The organism is Mycolicibacterium monacense (genome assembly GCF_010731575.1).
Taxonomy (GTDB): Bacteria; Actinomycetota; Actinomycetes; order Mycobacteriales; family Mycobacteriaceae; genus Mycobacterium; species Mycobacterium monacense.
The window spans coordinates 4,431,517-4,451,529 of the sequence record NZ_AP022617.1 but is presented as its reverse complement, the minus strand read 5'-3'; the positions used below and the strand labels follow the sequence as shown (position 1 = coordinate 4,451,529).

17 protein-coding genes and 2 pseudogenes are annotated in these 20,013 nt (G+C 67.3%); 11 read left to right on the top strand and 8 right to left on the bottom strand.

All coding sequences use genetic code 11. The annotated features are described in order from the left end of the window. Positions 1-13: 13 nt before the first annotated feature. Entirely contained in the window at positions 14-592 is a 579-nt protein-coding gene (locus tag G6N49_RS21345) for a TetR family transcriptional regulator (protein ID WP_083045577.1), read from the top strand. 51 nt (positions 593-643) lie between these two features. Here G6N49_RS21345 and G6N49_RS21340 read toward each other — a convergent pair whose 3' ends face one another. Continuing rightward, a complete protein-coding gene (locus G6N49_RS21340; protein ID WP_011557836.1) occupies positions 644-892 on the bottom strand; it encodes a hypothetical protein in 249 nt (82 codons plus the stop codon). 339 nt (positions 893-1,231) lie between these two features. Here G6N49_RS21340 and G6N49_RS21335 point away from each other — a divergent pair, with 339 nt between their 5' ends. From G6N49_RS21335 to G6N49_RS21325, 3 genes are all read left to right on the top strand, one after another. Continuing rightward, entirely contained in the window at positions 1,232-3,352 is a 2,121-nt protein-coding gene (locus G6N49_RS21335) for a glycoside hydrolase family 183 protein (protein ID WP_083045576.1), read from the top strand. Positions 3,353-3,383: 31 nt separating this feature from the next. Next, entirely contained in the window at positions 3,384-3,860 is a 477-nt protein-coding gene (locus G6N49_RS21330; protein ID WP_011557838.1) for a hypothetical protein, read from the top strand. A gap of 94 nt (positions 3,861-3,954) precedes the next feature. Continuing rightward, positions 3,955-5,250 (top strand): DUF7159 family protein, encoded by a 1,296-nt coding sequence (locus G6N49_RS21325; protein WP_083045575.1) that lies wholly within the window; start codon positions 3,955-3,957, stop codon positions 5,248-5,250. On the opposite strand, the gene G6N49_RS21320 is transcribed toward G6N49_RS21325, so the two are convergent. Continuing rightward, positions 5,247-5,465, bottom strand: a complete 219-nt coding sequence (locus G6N49_RS21320) for a hypothetical protein (protein WP_041309446.1) — start codon at positions 5,463-5,465, stop codon at positions 5,247-5,249. The two genes, G6N49_RS21325 and G6N49_RS21320, sit on opposite strands and share 4 nt — an antisense overlap. A gap of 92 nt (positions 5,466-5,557) precedes the next feature. Between G6N49_RS21320 and G6N49_RS21315 the strand changes: the two genes are divergently transcribed. From G6N49_RS21315 to G6N49_RS21300, 4 genes are all read left to right on the top strand, one after another. Further along, entirely contained in the window at positions 5,558-6,226 is a 669-nt protein-coding gene (locus G6N49_RS21315) for a VldE C-terminal domain-containing protein (protein WP_179967778.1), read from the top strand. Between the two features lie 140 nt (positions 6,227-6,366). Then, positions 6,367-7,221, top strand: coding sequence for a PE-PPE domain-containing protein (locus G6N49_RS21310; RefSeq protein ID WP_011557841.1), 855 nt, complete (start codon positions 6,367-6,369; stop codon positions 7,219-7,221). Between the two features lie 82 nt (positions 7,222-7,303). Then, positions 7,304-8,155, top strand: coding sequence for a glycoside hydrolase family 16 protein (locus G6N49_RS21305; RefSeq protein WP_011557842.1), 852 nt, complete (start codon positions 7,304-7,306; stop codon positions 8,153-8,155). Positions 8,156-8,185: 30 nt separating this feature from the next. Beyond that, positions 8,186-8,632 carry a hypothetical protein gene (locus G6N49_RS21300; RefSeq protein ID WP_041309447.1) on the top strand — a complete coding sequence of 149 codons (447 nt, stop codon included), beginning with the start codon at positions 8,186-8,188 and terminating at the stop codon, positions 8,630-8,632. Between the two features lie 26 nt (positions 8,633-8,658). On the opposite strand, the gene G6N49_RS21295 is transcribed toward G6N49_RS21300, so the two are convergent. The 3 genes and pseudogenes from G6N49_RS21295 to G6N49_RS21280 form a co-directional block, all read right to left on the bottom strand. Beyond that, positions 8,659-9,021 (bottom strand): lipoprotein LpqH, encoded by a 363-nt coding sequence (locus tag G6N49_RS21295; RefSeq protein WP_225891792.1) that lies wholly within the window; start codon positions 9,019-9,021, stop codon positions 8,659-8,661. Positions 9,022-9,162: 141 nt separating this feature from the next. Next, positions 9,163-10,473 (bottom strand): annotated as a pseudogene (locus G6N49_RS21290) (PE-PPE domain-containing protein). Positions 10,474-10,871: 398 nt separating this feature from the next. After that, a complete protein-coding gene (locus tag G6N49_RS21280; protein ID WP_011557847.1) occupies positions 10,872-11,399 on the bottom strand; it encodes a peroxynitrite isomerase in 528 nt (175 codons plus the stop codon). Positions 11,400-11,484: 85 nt separating this feature from the next. On the opposite strand from G6N49_RS21280, the gene G6N49_RS21275 reads away from it, so the two are divergent. Both G6N49_RS21275 and G6N49_RS21270 read left to right on the top strand, forming a co-directional pair. After that, positions 11,485-12,885, top strand: a complete 1,401-nt coding sequence (locus G6N49_RS21275; RefSeq protein WP_083045573.1) for an NAD-dependent epimerase/dehydratase family protein — start codon at positions 11,485-11,487, stop codon at positions 12,883-12,885. 9 nt (positions 12,886-12,894) lie between these two features. Then, positions 12,895-13,770: an SDR family NAD(P)-dependent oxidoreductase gene (locus G6N49_RS21270; RefSeq protein WP_083045572.1), complete on the top strand. Its 876-nt coding sequence runs from the start codon at positions 12,895-12,897 to the stop codon at positions 13,768-13,770. Positions 13,771-13,781: 11 nt separating this feature from the next. On the opposite strand, the pseudogene G6N49_RS21265 reads toward G6N49_RS21270, so the two are convergent. From G6N49_RS21265 to G6N49_RS21255, 3 genes and pseudogenes are all read right to left on the bottom strand, one after another. Then, positions 13,782-15,126, bottom strand: a pseudogene (locus G6N49_RS21265) (lipase family protein). Between the two features lie 116 nt (positions 15,127-15,242). Next, the gene (locus G6N49_RS21260) at positions 15,243-16,496 is read right to left on the bottom strand and encodes a glycosyltransferase 87 family protein (protein ID WP_083045571.1); all 1,254 of its coding nucleotides are present in this window, start codon (positions 16,494-16,496) and stop codon (positions 15,243-15,245) included. Between the two features lie 318 nt (positions 16,497-16,814). Then, the gene (locus G6N49_RS21255) at positions 16,815-18,107 is read right to left on the bottom strand and encodes an HNH endonuclease signature motif containing protein (RefSeq protein WP_163647427.1); all 1,293 of its coding nucleotides are present in this window, start codon (positions 18,105-18,107) and stop codon (positions 16,815-16,817) included. A 144-nt stretch (positions 18,108-18,251) separates the two neighbouring features. Here G6N49_RS21255 and G6N49_RS29600 point away from each other — a divergent pair, with 144 nt between their 5' ends. Further along, a complete protein-coding gene (locus tag G6N49_RS29600; RefSeq protein WP_083045623.1) occupies positions 18,252-19,886 on the top strand; it encodes a LuxR family transcriptional regulator in 1,635 nt (544 codons plus the stop codon). Positions 19,887-20,013: the final 127 nt, after the last annotated feature.

The window sequence follows — 20,013 nt, the reverse complement described above, 5'->3', positions numbered from 1 at the left end:
CGAGAATCGAGCGATGTCGGTGCCTGAGAAGCAGTCGGGGCTCAGGGAGCGCAAGAAGCTCCAGACCCGCGAAACGATCAGGCGAGAAGCGTTACGGCTCATCAAAGAGCGGGGCTACCAGAACACGACGGTCGAACAGATCTCCGCCGCTGCCGACGTCTCGCCGCGAACGTTCTCCCGGTATTTTCCGACCAAGGAAGCCGTGCTGCTGTCGGACGACCAGATCGCTCCGATCATCGAGGCGTTCGTCGACGCCCCCGCCGACTTGTCGGTGATCGAGGCCTACCGCCACGCCGTCGCAAGGACGTTCGGCGCGCTGAGCGAGGAGCAGCGTGCGGAAGCGATCTTCGGTCAGCGGCTGATGTACGCCATCCCCGAGGCGCGTGGACTGATCTACACCGAATACGTCCGGTTGATCGAGCTGATCACCGAGGCGCTGACGAAGCGCCCCGGCCAGCCGGCCGACACGGTGGAGCGTCGGGTGCTGGCCGGGGCGATCGTCGGTGTGCTCATCGCGGCGTCACACAACACCCCGCTGCCCGGTGATCCGATCTCCCGGTTCCTGCAGGTGCTCGACGACAAGCTGAAGTAGCACGCACAAGAAAGAGGGGCACCCGACGGGTGCCCCTCCCTTGCTCGTCGTTCAGCGGACGTCGACATAGACGACGCGGTCGCCGTTGTCGTAGCGCACCGAAACGATCTTCGACTCGTCGAGGGGCTTCACCATGCCGTGATGGTTCACGCGGATGGCGTAGCCGCGGTCTTCGAGGGAGTTGATGGTGTCCTGTGCGTTACCGGGACCGGCCGGGGCGGCCTGCGCAGGCGCGGCCAGTCCGAGGAAGGCGGCGGTCAATCCGCTGGCGACGATGGTGGCGAATCCGAGCTTGTTCATGTCCCGCTTCTTTCTGTCCCTCTGGCGTCTCCGGACTTTTCCGTTCCGCTCTGACTGCGTAAACCTGCAGGTCAGCGGTTTAATTCCGGTGGCAGTAATTGATCGACAGACGGCAGGATCTATTCGTGCCGGATACCTCGACTTCGTCGAGCGGACAGCTTTCGACCGGGCCGGCGGACCGGGCCCCGGTCGCTGATCATGAAACCGTAGGTCGGGAAACGAAGATCTTTGCCGGAAATTGAATTTTTCAGCAAGTTTGCCGCTATCTTCAATGCACCAGCGGCCGCAATGCCGTAGGCATTCGGATGGCGTCGGGGGATGCATCTCAAGGGGAAAGCGATGGATGCTTCGGCGTATATCGGTCGTGTCGGCGGTTTGGCTGTGGCGTTGGGGGTGGGCGCCGCGGTGATGGTCGGAGCTCCGGGTACGGCGTTCGCCGAGACCGGGGAACCGACGTCCCAGACTCCGCCCGACGACAGCCCGAAGCCCGCTGCGGAGCAGGATGATCCGGGGCAGGAACAGGCCGAAGAAAAGGCCGAAGAACAGGCCGAGGAGCCTGATCCCGAGGCTCTCGAGGGGCTGCCGGACGACGACGGTGACGAACCGGTTGTCGAAGAACCGGTCGTCGAAGAACCGGTCGTCGAAGAACCGGTCGTCGAAGAACCGGTCGTCGTGGAGGACGACGCCGAGAAGGACGCCGAGGGTGCGGATCCCGACGTGACCCTCCCGATCGTCGACCCGACCACCTTCGAGCGCGAGTCGCGTAACCGCCCGGACAGCACGCTGCAGACCGAGAAGTCGTCGGAGCCCGAGGGATTCGAAACCCTTTCCGAGACTGCGGATGTCGCGTCCTTCGTCGTCGATACGGCGCACGAGGTGAGCGAACAGCCCGCCGCAGCGGCGCGGACCGTGCTCGTCGACAACGTCGAGGAGATGGTGCAGACGGTGCTGTCGCCGGCCGCGGCGGCCGTCACGGCGATCACCGCACCCACCGCGGCCCGCAACTCCGCCCCGGTCATCAACCGGTTGCTCGCCGCGTTCGGTCTTGGTTCGTTGCGCAACCTGCCGTCACTGCCCAGCCCGGCGTGGGCGCTCAGCGCGTTGCTCGCGCTCGGTTCGCGGCGCGAACTCGAACGGTCGGTGGCGACACGGTCCGTCTCGACGAGCACCCCCACCGTCTCGCTCGCCGCTGCGGCGACGCCGTACGATCCGGCCAAGGATTACGTCGTGACCCCGGTTTCGGTCAGCGGCAACACCGTTCGCATCACCAACGTCACCGGACCCGGCGGGCTGAACAACACCACCACCCGCTTCGGGATCGGTGGCACCGACCTCGGAATCATGTGGGACAACGGGATCAAGGACAACCCGAACACCGCCGTCAACGAACACCAGGTGCTCATCGCCTTCGGTGACACGTTCAGCAACCGCACCCCGGTGCGCACCGGCGTGTGGCGGATGAACACGCTCTTCCGTAGCACCGACACCGTGCTGTCCAACGGTATGTACGTCGCCGACGGCATCCCGCACGATCCCGGGATGTACAGCGGCTCACCGATGTCGGATCCGAACTTCTCGCGCGAGATCATCGGCAACTACCACTACGGCATCGGGCCGGAGGTGACGATGATCCCGACGGCGGCGATCTCGGTGCCCGGTGCGGGCAAGGACGGCGCGACGCGCCAGTACATCAACTACATGGCCGTGAAGTCGTGGGATTCGCCCGGCCGGTGGACGACGAACTACTCGGCCATCGCGTACTCCGATGACAACGGCCAGAACTGGACCGTGGTGCCGCAGTCGTCGGTGCGTCCGGCCGCCGCCGGCCGCACCATCCTGCCGTTCGTCAACGGCGACCAGAACTTCCAGCAGGGCGCCTACGTCCGCAAGTACACCGTCGACCCCGTCACCGGTAAGCCGCTGAAAAACGCTGCCGGACAAGAGATCACCGACGGCTACATCTACTCGTACGGCACCCCCGCCGGACGCACCGGCACGGCCTACGTATCCCGGGTGGCCGAAGCCGACATCCTGGACAAGACCAAATACGAGTACTGGAACGGGACTTCGTGGACGCCGGGTAACCCGGCGGCCGCCAAGCCGATCCTGCCGTCGACGACCACGACGAGCTTTTTCGGTCTGATCAAGACCACCACATATCCGACGGTCAGCGAGATGTCGGTGCAGTACAACAGCTACGAGAAGAAATACATCATGTTGTACGGCGACAAGAACAACAACATCGTCATGCGCAAGGCCGATTCGCCCGAGGGCCCGTGGTCGGCGCCGATCACGCTGGTGACGTCGTCGAAGATGCCGGGGTTGTACGCGCCGATGATCCATCCCTGGTCGTCGACCGACAACGTGAGCGCCGCCGACCAGCAGTACCTCTACTGGAACCTGTCGACGTGGGACGACTACCAGGTCAAGCTCATGCGCACCGATCTGACGAAGGTGTAGCGCCATCGGTGCCGCGGACGACAATCCAGTTATGAAGCGAAGGACGCTGGCCGCGCTGGCCGTCGGTGCTGCCGTACTGAGCCTGCCGGCCACCGCGGTGGCGCACGCCGCACCGCCGGCACCCCAGCCCGGGGCGGGGTGTGCGCCCGCGGTGGACCGCGCGTTGGCGCACACCGCCGACGACACCGTCGTGCAGTGCAGCGCGGGCCGCTGGGAGGTCTATGCGGGGCCCTATCCGTCGAGCGACCGTTGGTTCTCCGGCGGCGACGGTCTCGACCTGCACGGGCAGGGGATGCGCAACCCCGAGATGCTGTCGGGTCCGTGGACCGGGATCCCGCAGGACCCCGCCACTCGGTGCCGCGCCGAGCAGACCGCCGTCGTCAGTGCCGGGAAGGTGGGAGAACCGCAGGTCGCCGAGGGGGAGCCCGGGCAACCGCTGCGGTTCGAGGTACTGCCGGTGATGTTCTCGATCCAGCTCACCGGCGACTGTCTCTGGCAGGCCGACTGACCCTGGTCACGGGATCGTTGCCCGGGCGAACTTGAACCGCGCCCGCACAGCGGTATCGTCATCCCGAATTGTGCAACCAGAGCGGGAACGATCAGTGGACCTAGTACTCGGCGTGTCGGTGACCTCGACGGCGCTTCGCTTCGTGCTCGTCGAAGGCGCGACAGGTGACGGCGCGACCGTCGACAGCGGAACGCTTGCGATGCCGGTTTCCGGCGACAGCCTCGACGCGCTGGTCGGCGCGGTGTCCGGCGAAGGCCCGTACGCCGCGGCGCCCGGACAGCGGCCGCTGGCCGTCGGTGTGACGTGGACCGAGTCCGTCACCGAACAGGCCGCCGGGCTGATGACCGCCCTGACCGCCCGAGGTGTGCGAAACGTCGTCGCTCTCTCGCCTGCGGAGTCCGCCGCCGCGCTGGCCGCCGGACTCGGTGACCTGGCCGCGCAGACCGACGTCGCGGTGTGCGTGGCCGAACCGGATGTCGCGCTGGTCGCGGTCGTCACCGCCGACACCGTGCACGTCGACCAGATCGACCGCGCGGGTGCAGGCGCCCTGGCCCGTCAGGTGCGGGAGACGGCCGATTCGACCGCGGTGTACCCCGAGGCGGTCTACGTCCTCGGCTCGGCCGACGACGTCGACGCGGTGGTGGCCGAGCTCGCCGGTCTGGTCACGGCCCCGGTGCTGTCCGCGGCCGAGGCGGACCTGGCTCTGGCCCGGGGTGCGGCCCTGGCGTCGGCGCAGGGCTCGGTCGGTGTGGACGCCCCGCTGGCGTTGGCTCAGGTGACGACCGATGCGCCGAGGTCGTGGCTGACCTGGCGAATCCCCGCACTCACCTCGGTGCTGGTCGCGGCCGTGGTCACGTTCGTGGTGTCGCTGTCGGTCGCGCTCGGCCTGGAGTTGACGCCGCAGATGCGCTCGGACGACGCGGCGACCCGCCAGGTGGCCAGCGCCTCGGATCAGGCGAAGGCCGCCGTCGACGCACCCGCTCCGGAGGCGCTGCCCAAGGCGGCGCCGAAGCCTGCCGCGCCGCCGCCTCCGCCCGAGGCGCCGCCGGCGCCGCCACCGGAGGCTGTCACGGTCGTCGACATCGCCCCCGCCGCCCCGGCGCCCGCACCGGAGGTCGCCCCGGAGGTCGCCCCGGTCATCGAACCGGTGTACGCCGCACCCGAGGTGGCTCCGCCGCCGGCGCCGGTCTACGTGCCGCCTGCCCCGCCGGTGTACGTACCGCCCGCACCGGCGTACGTGCCGCCGCCGGCACCCGTGGCCCCGGCGTACACGCCGCCGCAGGCGGGATACGTGCCGCCCGTCGCCCCGCAGCAGCCGCGATTGCGTGACCGGATCATCGAGCGGCTGCCGATCATCAACCGGTTCCACGAACCGCAGTACCCGTACTAGGCGTCCTCGCCGCGGTCACGGCGCCGCAGCACCACTGCGGCGACTCCGCACACCAGGGCGATCGCCAGAGCGACGGTCGCGATGGTGAGCCCGGCCTGCCCGGCGGACGATTGGACGCCGAGCATCTGTGCGCGTCCCCAGGTGACCCATCCGATCAGGACGGCTTTGACGATCAAGATCACCGAGACGACACTCAACGCAGTGGCGGGCCGCATGGGTCCGAGGGTAGGCGCGCCCTGACGCCCGGTTCGTCACCTTTCCGTGACCATGCCGTGACATAACGCGAGTTATTTCGTACAGTGCTGGGGTGGGTAGGCACTCGAAGCCCAGCGAGCAGCGGCGAATTCCGTCGTCATCGCTCGTTTTGGCCATGCTCGCCGCCCCAGCGGCCGTGGTCCTCGCCGCCGGTGCCGACGTCCACCGGGAGGCGCAAACCGCCGCCGCACCCGCCCCGCTGCCGCCGCCGCAACTGCCGCCGTACGACCTGGAGGTGGTGGCCTCCGGTGCGGTCGGCGGGCCGGCAGACCTGAAGGTGGCGCCGAGCGAGACGGTGTCGGTCGCGAACTGGAAGGTGGCCAATCGCGCCTCGTACCGGGCGCTGCCGGTCGGCGTCGCCCCGGAGCGGGGTCTGCAGGTGAAGACCATCCTCGCCGCCCGTGCCATCAGCGCCGTGTTCCCCGAGATCCAGCAGATCGGTGGCATGCGGCCCGACGCCCTCAGGTGGCACCCCAACGGTCTGGCGATCGACGTGATGATCCCGAACCCGGGTAGCGCGGAGGGCATCGCGCTCGGCAACCAGATCGTCGCGTACGTGATCAAGAACGCCGAGCGCTTCGGCATGCAGGACGCGATCTGGCGGGGCGTCTACTACACGCCCAACGGTCCGCGCGGGTCGGGTAACGGGCACTTCGACCACGTGCACATCACGACGACCGGTGGCGGATATCCCACCGGTTCGGAGACGTATTTCCGTTAACGCAAATCTGAATTTGCGTCAATATTTGTCAGTAACTTTCCGGCATCGTTTCGATGCCGGCTCGGCATCGCGCACGCATATTCGCTGCGCCGAACGCTATACAGACTCCGCACCGCAAACACCGCGAGAAGGGTCGGGGAATGTCGTCAACGAGCCGTGTTGGAATTTCTTCACTATTCGCTTGTGCGCTCCTCTTCGGATCTACGGCGGTGACGCCGGACATATCGCAGGCGCAACCCGGACCGGGCGGGGCAACCGTGCTTACCCTCGCGCCGGCGTTCAACGAATTGAAGTCCAATTGGCTGCGTGGTGAATTGTTCGCCGCACCGAATGTGAAGGTCAAGGTCCCGTACACGAACATCCCGAGTGCCACGAACACGCACAAGGGCGCCGACAAACTCAACGAGATGCTGCACGCCTATCCGGGCCCCAAGATCGTGGCCGGGCACAGCCAGGGCGCGCAGGTGGCCGACGACTGGCTGCGCCGTTATGGACCGACCAGCGACATCGACCCGGCGACTGTGCAATTCGTTCTGACGGGTGATCTGGAGAGCAAGTACAACGGGTGCGCGAATGTTCCGGGCAGCGGTTGTGTGGCCGCCTACGGGGGAAACAATTTCCCCGATGACACCCCGTACACGGTGAAAGTGATCGCCCGTCAATACGACTATTTCGCGGACTGCCCCAACGACCTGTCGAATGAAACCGCGAAGAAGAACCGCAATGCGTCACAGGTCGTCGGCGGTAAGGGTGAACTCAACAGCGTGCACACGAATTACAGCAACATCGGTTTGAACGATCCCGGCAACAAGACCTTCGTCGAGGGGAATGCGACGTACATCCTCGGCGCACCGGCGACCTATTTCCTGCCGGTGGTCACGCAGAAGTGGACGTCGAACGAATCCAAGGTGGTGGAGGACGCCGAGCTGCGTCCCATCGTGGAATCGGCCTACAACCGACCGATGGGAGCGCCGCCCGCACCACCGGCACCGTGAACCAGAAGAGCAATCACGGCCCATCGGCGGGTTTGGCCCCCGAAACCGGCGCCGCTCCGTTTACGGTTTGGGAGTGCCAAACATGGATCGTCGGAGTGCAATGTTGATGTTCGGGGTCGGTGTGGCGGCTGCCGCGCTACCGGTTGCCAAGGCCGGTGCCCAACCGGTGATCGGTGATACGCCGCCCGGACCGGGTGTTCCCGAGGCCGGCGTACCCGGTCTCCTGTTCTCAGACGAGTTCAACGGACCGGCAGGGGCGCCGCCGAACCCCGCGTCGTGGTTCATCGTCCCGGCCAGGGAGACCATCCGGAACCCCGTCGAATGGGACAAGCCCTTCAACATGGGCCGCTACGTCACCGATCAGGAGCACGTCTTCCAGGACGGGGCGGGCAACCTGGTCATCCGGGCCACCCGCGGCCCCGGTGCGAACATCCAGGAGAAGTACGCCAGCGGGAAGGTCATCGGCAACTGGCGCGGCGGTGTCGGGACGACGTGGGAAGCCCGCATCAAGCTCAACTGTCTGACCGACGGCGCGTGGCCGGCGTTCTGGTTGATCAACGACAACCCGGTGCGCGGCGGCGAGGTCGACCTCGTGGAGTGGTACGGCAACCGGGACTGGCCCTCGGGCACCACCGTGCACGCGCGGTTGGACGGCACGCAGTTCCAGACCCACAAACACCCCGTCGACAGTGACTGGCACACCTGGCGGATGACCTGGCAGCCGCAAGGCATGTACTTCTGGAAGGACTACCAGCCGGGGATGGAGCCGTTCTTCACCGTGCTGGCGAACTCCCTGCCGGAATGGCCGTTCAACGACCCCGGCTACACGATGGCCCCGGTCTTCAACATCGCCGTCGGCGGCTCCGGCGGTCGCGAGCCGGCCGGCGGCAACTACCCCGCGGAGATGCTGATCGACTGGATCCGGGTCTTCTAACAGCAGCGTTCGAACCAGCATCGGAGTCTCATGTCGAACTACGGCCCGCCGGATGACCGCGGCTACTACTCCGACCCTCCGGACGGGTACGGCGGGCAGCGTCGGCCGCCGGGTCCACCTCCGGAGGAACCGGTTCCGTGGTACCGGACACCGGCGGCGATGTTCGCCGCAGGAGTCCTGCTGACGCTGGTTCTGGTGCTGCTCGTCTGGGCGGTCTTCGGCTCGAGTTCAGACGAGGCGGACACCACCCCGACGACCACGCTCACGCCGATCACCCCGACGGCGACGACCGCGACGACGGCGCCGGGGACGACTCAGACCGAGACCGAGACGGTGACGATCACCGAGACCAGCACGCCGCCGCCCACCACGACGGCCGAGCCGAGCACGTCGACCAGCGTCGTCACCAGCACGACCACGAGCACCACCGTCAGCACGACAACGGTGACGGTGACGGCTCCGCCACCGGCGCCGTAGTCGCTACACCTCCGGAACCCGGAGGTTCAGCAGGGCGCTTTGATCTCGAAGGGCATTGTCTGCGATTGTCCGGGGTTGGCCGGATCGGGTCCGACCACCGTGCCTGTGATCGTGTAGATGGTGTCGTCGAGGGTGGCCTCGGCCTTGCCCAGATCACCCCCGGCGACGCCGTTCACAGGGCCGATGTCGTCGATGCTGACCGTCTCGACTACCGGCTCCTGACCTCCGAGGCGCAGATATGCGTGGGCCCGGCCAGGTTCAGCGCCCGCGTCGATCATCAGCGACCACTCGATCTGACTGCACTCGACGGACCGGGTTTCGCGCGTCTGACCGTCGAGCGTGATCTGGCCCGCCTGCGCGGACGGTTCACTCGGCGGCGAGCCGGTCAAACCGCATCCTGAAGTGACGACGGCACCCACCACTGCTCCTGCTCGCACCACCAGTCGTCTCACCGAACACCTCCTAGCCGAAACTCGGATACCCGGATCTGGTCACAACTCGCGTGAGAACCACATCGCGGGAGACGTCGCTCAGTCGCCGGTGCTGCTGGAACTGCCCTTGCCGTTCGAATTTCCGGTGCTGCTGGAACTGGAACCGCCCTTGCCGTTGGAATTGCCGGCGCCGCTCGGGCGGTCGGTGGTCCCTGAGCTCTTGGGGCGGGATTGGGTCGAAGCATCCGCCGGAGCGTCATCTGCCGTTGATGCCGACCTCTTGACCGCCCCGTTCGAAGACGACCCGCCGATCGGCTCGTCGACGATGTGCTGCTTTGGCGCCGGCGGGCTCGTCGACGGAATCACCGAATCGTTCACGCCGTCAGACAGAGGAACCGCCGTTGTCGGCGTGGCGGAAGGAACTTTCGGCGTCGAAGGCGCCGCTACGGTTTGGACGGGGGGTGCAGGCGGGGGCGTCTGATTCGGCAGGGTCACCGACGGACCGCCGATGCCGTACGCGTCCTGCCCGGCCACGCCGGGCGGCGGTGTCCCCGGTTCGCGCAGATGGAGGATGTCCTGCGTCCCGTATGTCAGTCCTGTGGGTATCGCGTGAAGGAGGCTGGAACCAAGGGTCACCGGGTCGGGCAAGTAGAGGAAGTTGGCCGGTGTCGGCACACCGGGATTGATGGTGCGGTCGTACCCAGCCTCCACCAGGACGCGCAGTACGGGATCCAGCATGTCGACGGCAATGGGGCCGATGACCGGAATCCAGGTCAGCGGCATGAGGAGCGGCAGAGGATAGGTCGGGATCAGGTAGTACGCCGTGTCGCCGTAGGTGCCCTGGAACACGGCTTGGCTCATGTCGACGGATCCGTAGTCAGGGTGCACGAAGAGCTGACCCGCGAACGCGTTGGCGACGGCGAGGATATTCAGCGGATTGGTCGGGAAGTCGGCGAAGAGGTCGTACTGGCGCGCGATGTCATAGGTCGTGATCTCGCCCGGAGTCGCCCCCGCCGTGGTCGTCGGGGTGGGACCGATGAACGAAACGTCGAGGATCGGAATGTAGGCCCCGTCGAACCGCGACATCAATCCACCATTCGGGCGGCTGCCGTTGCCGAGGAGCACGAAGGTGACGTCGGGCGCGGCTGTCGGGTCGCTCGCTCAGTACTCGTTGAATTCTCGCTTGTACAACGTCGCGACCTGGGTGCCCTGCGAGTAGCCGAAGATGACGCTGCCGTCCAAGTCCTGGAACTGACCGGGTGGCGGCAGCGCGTTTACGCCTTGCTCGACCGCGTCGTCGTAGGTGGGGTCGACGAAGTAACCGTCGGAGAACGGCCAGAAGCTCGCCGGGTAGTCCACCACGACGATGCCGTCGGGCGGATTGTTGACCGTCCCGTCGACGTAGGGCATCGCCAGCTCTTCGGGCGTGGGATTCCCGTGGCAGAACGGCAAACAGAAGGGAACGCCGTACTCGGTTCCCCTGATGACATAGGTCGACGCTGCAAGCGTGAACACCAAGGTCACCGTCGAGACGAGAGCCAACAGAACGGTGCCGACGGCAACGAGAAGAGCCAGGCCGGAGCGGGCAAGAATTCGCATGTGCAGTCAATCCCCAGAGCAGTGACAGTGTGAGCGTCCAGCCTCCCCGCGAGCAATCACGCCACTCCGAGCCACGGTACTGGACAGTCCATCAACATCACGAGGCCGATTTGGCAGCAAATTGCAAAGGGGGCAACATCGTTAACCGGCCGAAGTTGCTCTTACGGGCTGTTATGGGACGGCGGTGCGACCAGGACGTGGTCAGTACGCTAGCTCGACACCCGGTGCAGGACGGCCGACAAATGGTGCTGCAGTGGCCGTCCCACCGCTGCCATCCGCAAGGTGTATGTCAGGGTGTCGCCGCTGATCTGCATCGACCGGCCAACGGCCATAACCTCTTTCGCGGACTCGCTTCGGCCGATGTCGGTCGAGATGAGGTCCATCCGCAACGTGTCACCGTCAGCGGTCAACGGCCCCTCTTGGATCTCGGTGATGCCGGTCGGATGCGCGAGGATCCACTCGACGTTGTTCGGCGTGGGCGCGCGCAGGTAGCCGGTCTCGGCGTGTAGCGGCCGACCGTCGTCTGCAGCGCGCGTGCGCTGGACGTAGGTGAGGAACGGCTTGCCGGTGTGGCCGAACGTGATCTCCTCGGTGTAGTCGAACGGTTCGATCGTCGGATACTCACCCGAACCCTTGCCGGACCACGTGCCGAGCAGGGGTGCCAGCGCGGTCAGGTCGGGGTGCACCTCGGGGATGGTGACGGCCACGTCGCCAGGGTACGTCGAGCGTGCGTTCATCGTGGCGCCGATTACCGACGGCGCCCGCCGAGGTTTGGTGGACCTCGCCACGGGTAAGCGGCGTCATCCGACGAGAACGGACGCCATGACAGCAGAGCCTTCGCGAATAGTGGTGACCGGGGCGTCGGGCAATGTGGGAACCGGCGTGCTGCGCGCGCTGGCGTCCCAGCTGCCCGACGCCGAGGTCGTGGGAGTGTGCCGGCGGCCGCCCACACACGGTGAGCCCTACGAGCGGGTGCGCTGGCACACCGTCGACCTGTCCGCGCCGAGCGCCGTCGCGGACCTGGAACCCGCTCTGCGAGGCGCGGACGTCGTCATCCATCTGGCGTTGGCCGTCCATCCGGTGCGCGACGAGCACTACCTCTATCGAGCGAATGTGCTTGGCACACAAGCACTCCTGAAGGCCATGACGGCGGCCGGGGTGAGGCAGCTGGTCTACGCGTCCAGTCTTGGCATCTACGCGCCCGGATCCGGACCGCCGGTCACCGAGGATTGGCCCACGACAGGCCAGACCACCTCGGTCTACAGCCGGCACAAGGTGAAGGTGGAGCAGGTCCTGGACGGGTTCGAGCTCGACCACCCCGAGGTCACGGTCTCGCGGTTCCGCCCGACCGTCGTGGTGCAGCGCGAAGCCGCCTGGCTGATCAAATCGTTGTACCTGGGTCCCCTGGTGCCACGGTCGGTGCTGGAACTCCTCCGTCGACGGGAGCTCCCCGTCCTTCCGGTGCCTGCGCCGCTGGCACTGCAGTTCGTCCACGCCGACGACGTCGGCGATGCAGTGGTCCGGATGGTCACGCAGCAGGTTCGCGGATCGTTCAACATCGCCGCCGATGTGCTGGACACGGCGGCGCTCGCCGACCTCGTCGGGGCACGCCCGGTCAGCGTTCCCCCGCAGGCGGTGCGCACGCTCATCGCGGCCCTGAGTGCTGTCCGTGTCGTGGCGCTGACCCCCGGGTGGTACGACGTGGCGTTCAGAACCCCGCTGATGGACACCTCCAAGGCGCGCCGGACGTTGGGCTGGGAGCCGGCGCGCTCCTCGGCCGAGAGCGCGCGGGAGTTGATCGAGGGCCTCGCCGACGGGGCAGTGGGCACCAGCGCCGCGATGGGGTGGCGGCTGCGGCCCCGCAGGGACGTCCGCGCCGCGGTCGATCGTGCGCATGACGTCACCCTGGTGTCATGGGGCGCGCTGGCGTTGCTGCGCGCCGCCGGGATGCGCCGCGCCCGCGTCGTGGATGCCGTGGTGGTGGCGTCGAACCTGGCCACGGGTACTCCGATGGCGCTGGACCGGATACTGGAGCGGCGCGCCGATCCGGTCGCACTGCTCGCGCCGGTGGCTGTCCTGGCTGCCCTCGGTGCCACGCTGCGCGGTGGCTGGCCCGCTGTTGCCGCCACCGGCGCCTTGCAGGTGCTCCGCATGTCCGAACGCAATCAACGAAAAGCGAAACTCGTTAGCAACGCCGAGGTTCCGGCAGGCTCCCGGGGGTAATGCCCCACGATGGATGAATCTGCGGCAACACCCGAAGTGGTCGTGGTGACGGGTGCCTCCAGCGGCATCGGCGAGGAGACGGCCCTTCGCTATGCGGGGCGCGGGGCGCGGCTGGTGCTCGCGGCACGCACTGAGGACGCGTTACAACGGGTCGCGGACGCCTGCCGCGCGGCGGGCGCCGAGGCCGTACTGGTCCAGGCCACCGATATCGCCGACGCCGCCGAGGTCGAGGAACTGTTCGGCGTCGCCGAGGGCCACTTCGGCCGGATCGACATCGTGGTGCAGTCGGCCGCGATCACCGCGTTCGGCCGGTTCGAGGACGTACCTGCAGGCGTCTTCGACAGCATCGTGCGGACGAACCTCATCGGATCGGCGAACGTGGCGAGGTCGGCCCTCGCCCACTTCCACAAGCGCGGCAGAGGGCATCTGGTGCTGATCGGCTCCCTGCTGGGTACGGCCGCTGCACCGTATCAATCCGCCTACGTGGCAAGTAAATTCGCGCTCAACGGGTTGGTGAGGACGTTGCGGCAGGAGAATCGCCACCTGTCGGGCATCAAGATCCACGGTGTCTACCCGGGTCCGGTCGACACCCCGGTCTACGGCACCGCGAGCAACTACTTCGGCCGCGCACCGCGGGTCCCGCCCACCGCGGTCAGGCCGTCGTCCGTGGTTTCGGCGATCGTCCGCGCCACCGATCGCGGGCGTTCCAGTGAGCGCCAGGTGGGTGTGTTCAACCGGCCCGTCATCGCGATGTACCGCCTGGCGCCGCCGGTGTACGACGTCCTCATGGGGGTGTTCCTGCGTACCTTCGGCTTCACGTCCGAGTCGACGGAGCCGACCCACGGCAACGCGTTCGCGCGGGATCGTCATCCGAAAGCGGATTGAGCGGAGCCTGGTTACGGGGCATCCGTCGTCGACAGCGGTTGGCGTTCGACGGAGCGCCCCAGGACGACCTTCGCCGTGATGACGCCCAACTTGACCATGCCCAAATACGTCGACGGGTTGAACATCGTCGGCCACACCGTGCGTGTTTTGTGCTCGTAGACCGGCCGGTCGGTGAACCGGTCGCGCAGCCACCTCAGCGTCATGGGCGCCGACAGCGGATGCAACAGCAGATGACCGCAGAACCGGTCGCGGTGGTAGGTGACCGCGGCACCGATGCGTTCATACTCGGCCACCAGTGCATCGACATCGTCGACGCTGATGATTCCGTCGTGCACCGCCTGGATGACCAGCACCGGGGGCTTGGGCCTGGATTTGCCGAGCTTGGTCTCGTCGAAGATGTGGCGCACTTCGGGCAGGTCCCACAGTTCGTCGGCCGTCATGTCGACGTAGGACCCGATGTCGACGTTGCGCAACTGCCAGACCGCCTGGGCCGTCGTCATCGTCTGCAACTTCTCGAGTAGCGCCTTACCCTCGTCGGTCGCGTGCTCGTCGACGACGTTCTGCGCGCCGGGGAAGACTTGCGTCAGTGCGGAGATCATCAGCGCGGCGAGGCCGGCGAAGAAGCTGCCGTTGAGGCGGCGCGCCACACTCCCCGGGTCGCCGACAGGTGAACCCAGCACGGCGCCAACGATATTGAGCTCCGGTGCATATCGCTCACACAGTTCGGCCGCCCACGCCGAGGCCAAGCCTCCGCCGGAGTATCCCCACAGACCCACCGGCGCAGACGGCGACAAATCCAAGCGCTCGCATTGTTGAGCGGCGCGCAGCCCGTCCAGGATGCGGTAGCCGGGCTCGACGGGAGCGCCCCACATGCCATGGCAGCCTTCGTGATCCGGTACGCAAACCGCCCAGCCTTCGGCCAGCGCGGCGGTCACCAACAAGTACTCCGCTTTGTGTGAACGCACCGATCGGTCCCGCGCCGCGCCGCATGGCGAACGAGGGGAAACAGCGTGACGCCACGGCGTCGATCGCGCACTGATAAGAGAGCATCGGATAAGCGACGTCTGGCTCGCGCTGCGCCGGGACGAGCACGGTCGTCACGGCGACTTCCGGTTCTTCGTGCAGATTCGTGGTGCGGTACAGCAGCTGGACGGCTTTCACGGGCTGGCCGACGAGGCCGAGGAATCCGATCTCCACGTCGCGCGAACGCAACACCGTGCCCGGTTCCGCGTGCTCGTAGCCCTCCGGGGCCCGGTAGAACGGGTCGTGGTCGGGCGGGATCGGACGTTCGCCGCGCCGCAGCTCGTCGTGCGGGGCGTGTGCGGCTCGTACTTGCGTCGCGGAATAGTCATCCATCGGTGTGGTGCCTCCTCGGCGTATTGCTGACGGCGCGCACGCCACGCCATCCGAAGTAGCCATTACCCGCGGTACCGGGAGGTCAACCCTCGGTCAGCCGAAACCGCCTCTGATGGTCAGATGCTCGCTCGCTGTCGACTGCTCTCCACCGTTGCGTCGACTCCGGCCGGTGGGTGCTGTCGTGCCCGCCAGAGCGCGCACACGCTGCAGATGAGCACGATGGTGAGCGCGAAAAGGTAAGCCGCTGGAAGTAGCTGATCCCATGTTCCGGGGTGGCGCAAGGACATGAGACCTGCTTGTGGGGGCAAGCTTCGCGATGCGACGAACCAGCCCCCGAAGATCGCCGCCAGCACCCACATGGCCAGCGCCGCGACGCGCGAGCGGTGTACATAGCCGAGGTACCCGAGATGGACGAGAAGCGGTGCGAACCACACCCAGTGATGGCTCCAGCTGAAGGGTGACGCGGCGGCCGAGGTCATCCCCGCGATGGCGACGCTCAAGAGCCGTTGACCGCGGCGCCACGCCAGCGCGGCGATCGCGATGGCGACGATCGCGAATACGCCTGCGGCCACGGTCGGCCACGGCGGGACCCAGTTGAAGCGCGTGAGAAGTCCGGCCAGGCTGGTGTTCGCCAGAGGGTCGCTGGAGATCCGTCCGACATCCTGGAACCTCTTCTGCAGCCAGAATTCTGTTGAATCGGCCGGCAGCAGGACGAATCCGACGGCGATGGTGGAGACGAACGTCAATCCGGCGACGAGTGCCTCGCGACGTCGCCCGGTTGCGACGAGGAAGACGATGAAGAGCGCGGGAGTCAGTTTGATCCCGGCGGCGACCCCGATACCCATCCCCGTCCACCTGCGCGACGGTTGCGCCAGCAGGTCCGCGACGACGATGGCCATGATCAGCACATTGATCTGACCGAGCTGTAGTGAGAGCCGGACCGGCTCGAGCCAGATGATCGGGGCCATCAGAAGCGCCGTCAAACCCCACAGACCCGTTGCGGTCCTGATTCCTGCGGCACTGAGCATCCGGCTGACGATGTAGCCCATGCATGCGACGTTCACCAGGAGACCGAGGACGAGAACGCCAGGCTGGCTCAACCCAATCAGGGGGAGGAAGCACAGCGCGGAGAACGGCGTGTATATGAACAGCATCGTGTCTGGGTTGCCGGTCAGGCCCACCGAGTACAGGTCCTGGCCGTCCCAGGCCCGCTCTGCCCCGAACCGGTACACCAGCAGGTCGACCTGGCTGGCCAGGCTGGGCCACCTCAGGTACGCCGCCACGTACAACGCCAACGCAACCGACAAGACGATCGGCCCCCATACGCGGACCGATCGAGGGACGGCGCGCGGGGGGAGATGGTCCTGCACGATGAGGCGACTCCTTCATCGGTGTCGGTCAGCTGGGCGAGGGTCGCGGTCAACCCTGGAAGCGCCCCTACCCGAGCGCAGCGAACGGTAAACGGTTTCGGAATCACCGTCGGTGCGCTTTCGGGCGCTCGCAGGTCCGGAATCCCTTGGCCGCGTGCTGCTCGGTGCGGGATATCGAGCGCATGCGATCACACAAGGACCATCGCTGGCGGAGAGGCCGGTTTGATCGGACGGCCGCGCTGACCGTCTGGGGCGAACACCCCTGGGGGTCAGAGCATCGAGCGCCGCACTGCGTGGCGAGATCGGTTCCCGCGCCGTCTAGTTGGTGGTGGGTGGTGGGGGTTGGAAGGGTGTGTACCACCACCAGTCGGCGTGCTCTCCGGATGGTCCGCGGTAGGGCGCGACGGTGGGTGGGGGTTGGTTGGGTGGGCGGGCCAGCGAGCCGGACGTGAGGTGTCGCCCGGTGCTGTCGGTGACGGTGAGCTGGTCGGCGGGTCCGGTGATGGTGATGACGCCGCGGTGGTGGGCCCGGTGGTGGTAGGGACACAGCAGCACGAGGTTGTCCAGGTCGGTGGCTCCGCCGTCTTCCCAATGCTGGATGTGGTGGGCGTGCAAACCGCGGGTGGCCCCACACCCGGGGACTGCGCAGGTGCGGTGACGGTGTTCCAGCGCGCGCCGCAGCCGGCGGCTGATCATGCGGGTGGTGCGCCCGGACCCGATGGGTTGGCCGTGGCGTTCGAACCACACTTCACAGGTGGCGTCACAGCCCAGGTAGCGGCGGTCGGCCTCCGACAGCAGCGGACCCAGATGCAGGGCGGCGATGCGCTCGTCGAGGTCCAGGTGCACCACCACGGTGGTGCGCTGACCGTGCGGGCGGCGGGTCACCTCGGTATCCCAGCCGGCCTCGACCAGCGCGGCGAACGCATCAGCCAGGGCGGGCATCGGTGGGCGGCCACCGGCGGGAGTGCCGGTGGGGGTGTCGGTGGGGGTGTCGTGGTCGCGTTTCCACTGCGCGATCAACGCATCGTGATGAGACCGCAAAGCGGCGTCAAACACCGCCGCCTCGACATGCGGCAGGGCGATACGCCAGTAGGTGTACTCCTCATCGGAGGTCTTGCGGATCGAGGCCTGCGCCACCGGCACCGGCTTGGGCTCGCCGTCGGCATCCTTGTCGGGCTCGGGTGCGGGGCGGGGTTCGAGTCTGATCGCGGTGCGGAGCTGGTTGACCGAGGCGCTGCGGGCCAACTCCGCATAATGCTCATCAGAACCTGCGCCCGCCCCTTCGGCGATGACCCCGACCTGATCCAACGACAGCCGCCCGTCGCGCAGCGCCTGCACACAACGCGGGAACTCCGCGATCCGGTGGGCGATCGCGGCGATGGTCTTACCGTTCCGCGACGAGGATCCGGTTTTCCAGGCCATCAAATGCGCCACCGACTTCGCCCCGGTGATCCCACCCAACCCGTCGTGATCGATCTCCGCGGCGATCTCCACCAGGCGTGCATCGATGGCGTTGCGCTGGCCCGCCAACTCCGCCACCTCCTCGAACAACACCTCCAGACGCTCCTTCGGCAACAGCGCCACCGCGCCGGACGAAACGTTCGAGGACATAACCCCATACAAGCACCAGGGTCCGACAATCCCGCGGGTTGCCCGACGGCCCACAGTCCGTGTGTGTCGGAGCCGATCATTTGTCTCACCAGCGTGTAGGCGCATCCTGGATGCCAGAGGATCGCGTACCGAAAAGGGGCAGCGATGGTTCGCGACGCGCGCGCGGAGGCATCCACCGCCTACGAGCGACACGGGTGGGAGGATGCGTACAACTTGCTGTCCTCCGCTGACGCGCAGGATTCGCTCGCGGCTGAGGATCTGAACCGGCTGGCCACTGCCGCTCATCTCACCGGGCGCTTCGACGCCGCCGGTGAGGCGTGGGAACGGGCGTACCGGGCATATGTCGAGCACGGCCATGTCGCCGAGGCAGTGCGGTGCTCGTTCTGGCACGCCCTGACACTGATGCTGCGCGGCGAGCACGCACGCGGCAGCGGGTGGTTGGTCCGGGCCCAGGGTCTCCTCGAGGAGGCAGGCCTCGACAGCGTCGAACGGGGGTACTTGCGCATCCCGGTTGCACTGCAGGCCCTCGGTGGTGGTGACCCGTCGGCCGCATATACCGAGTTCGACGCGATCGCAGCGGTCGCCAGGCGGTTCGGCGACCCGGATCTGCGGGCTCTCGGCCAGCTCGGCCGCGGTCAGGCGCTGGTCGCCCGTGGCGAGGCCGCACGGGGAACCGCGATCTTCGACGAGGCGATGCTGGCGGTGACGACCGGTGAGGTGTCGGCGATCGCCGCCGGGATTGTCTACTGCGCCGTCATCATCTCCTGTCAGCAGGTTTTCGATGTGCGTCGGGCGGCGGAGTGGACGGCGACGATGAGCCGCTGGTGTGCCGAGCAGCAGGGCCTCAAGGCGTTCCGCGGGCAGTGTTTGGTGCACCGTTCAGAGATCATGCAGCTGCAGGGTGAGTGGTCGGATGCGATGGAGGAGGTACGCCGGGCCTGCGATGCGCTGTCAGACGTCCCCGGTGATCCGGTGCTGGGTATGGCGCACTACCAGCAGGCCGAGCTGCTCCGGCTGCGCGGCGAACTGGACCGGGCCGAACTGGCGTACCGCGAAGCCAGCGGCTGGGGGCACCCGGTGCAGCCGGGGCTGGCACTGCTACGGCTGGCCCAGGGTCGGGTGGATGATGCGCTCGCCGCGATTCGCCGCGCGATGGCAGCAGCCGAGGGACCGGTCGAACGATCCCGGGTGCTGGCGGCCTACGCGGAGATCGCGCTCGCGGCCGGTGACGTCGAAGCGGCTCGCAGTGCGGCCGAGCAGCTCGAGACCATCGCGGCGGACTTCGAGTCGCCATACCTGCGGGCGGTCGGCGAGTACGCGCGTGGCTCGGTGCTGTTGGCGGGCGGCGATCCAGCGGCGGCCTGCACGGTCCTGCGCCGATCCTGGGCGGCCTGGCAGGAGCTGGACGCGCCCTACGAGGCCGCCCGGGTGCGGCTGCGGATGGCGCAGGCGTGCCGGCGGATGAACGATGACGACACCGCCGCGATGGAGCTCGACGCCGCCCGCCGGGTGTTCGAGCAACTCGGCGCCGCACCGGCGCTGGCGCAGGTTGCCGAGGTATCCACGAACGCACCGGCAGGTGCGCCGAGCGGGCTGACCGCGCGTGAGTTGGAGGTGCTGCGCCTGCTGGCGACAGGGGCGACCAACCGCGAAATCGCCCATACGCTGGTGATCAGCGAGAAAACGGTGGCCCGCCATCTGGGCAACATCTTCAACAAGCTCGACGTTTCGTCCCGGACCGCCGCGACCGCTTACGCCTACCAGCACGACCTGGTGTAGCCGCCTGCGCAGAATTACCCACGCCGCCTCGCGGGGCATTTGGTCAATCCGACCGATGCGGTACCGCTCGGCCCGCCCATACCGTCGGGCCCATGGCGCAACGCGTATACGCGCAGGCCCCGAGCCC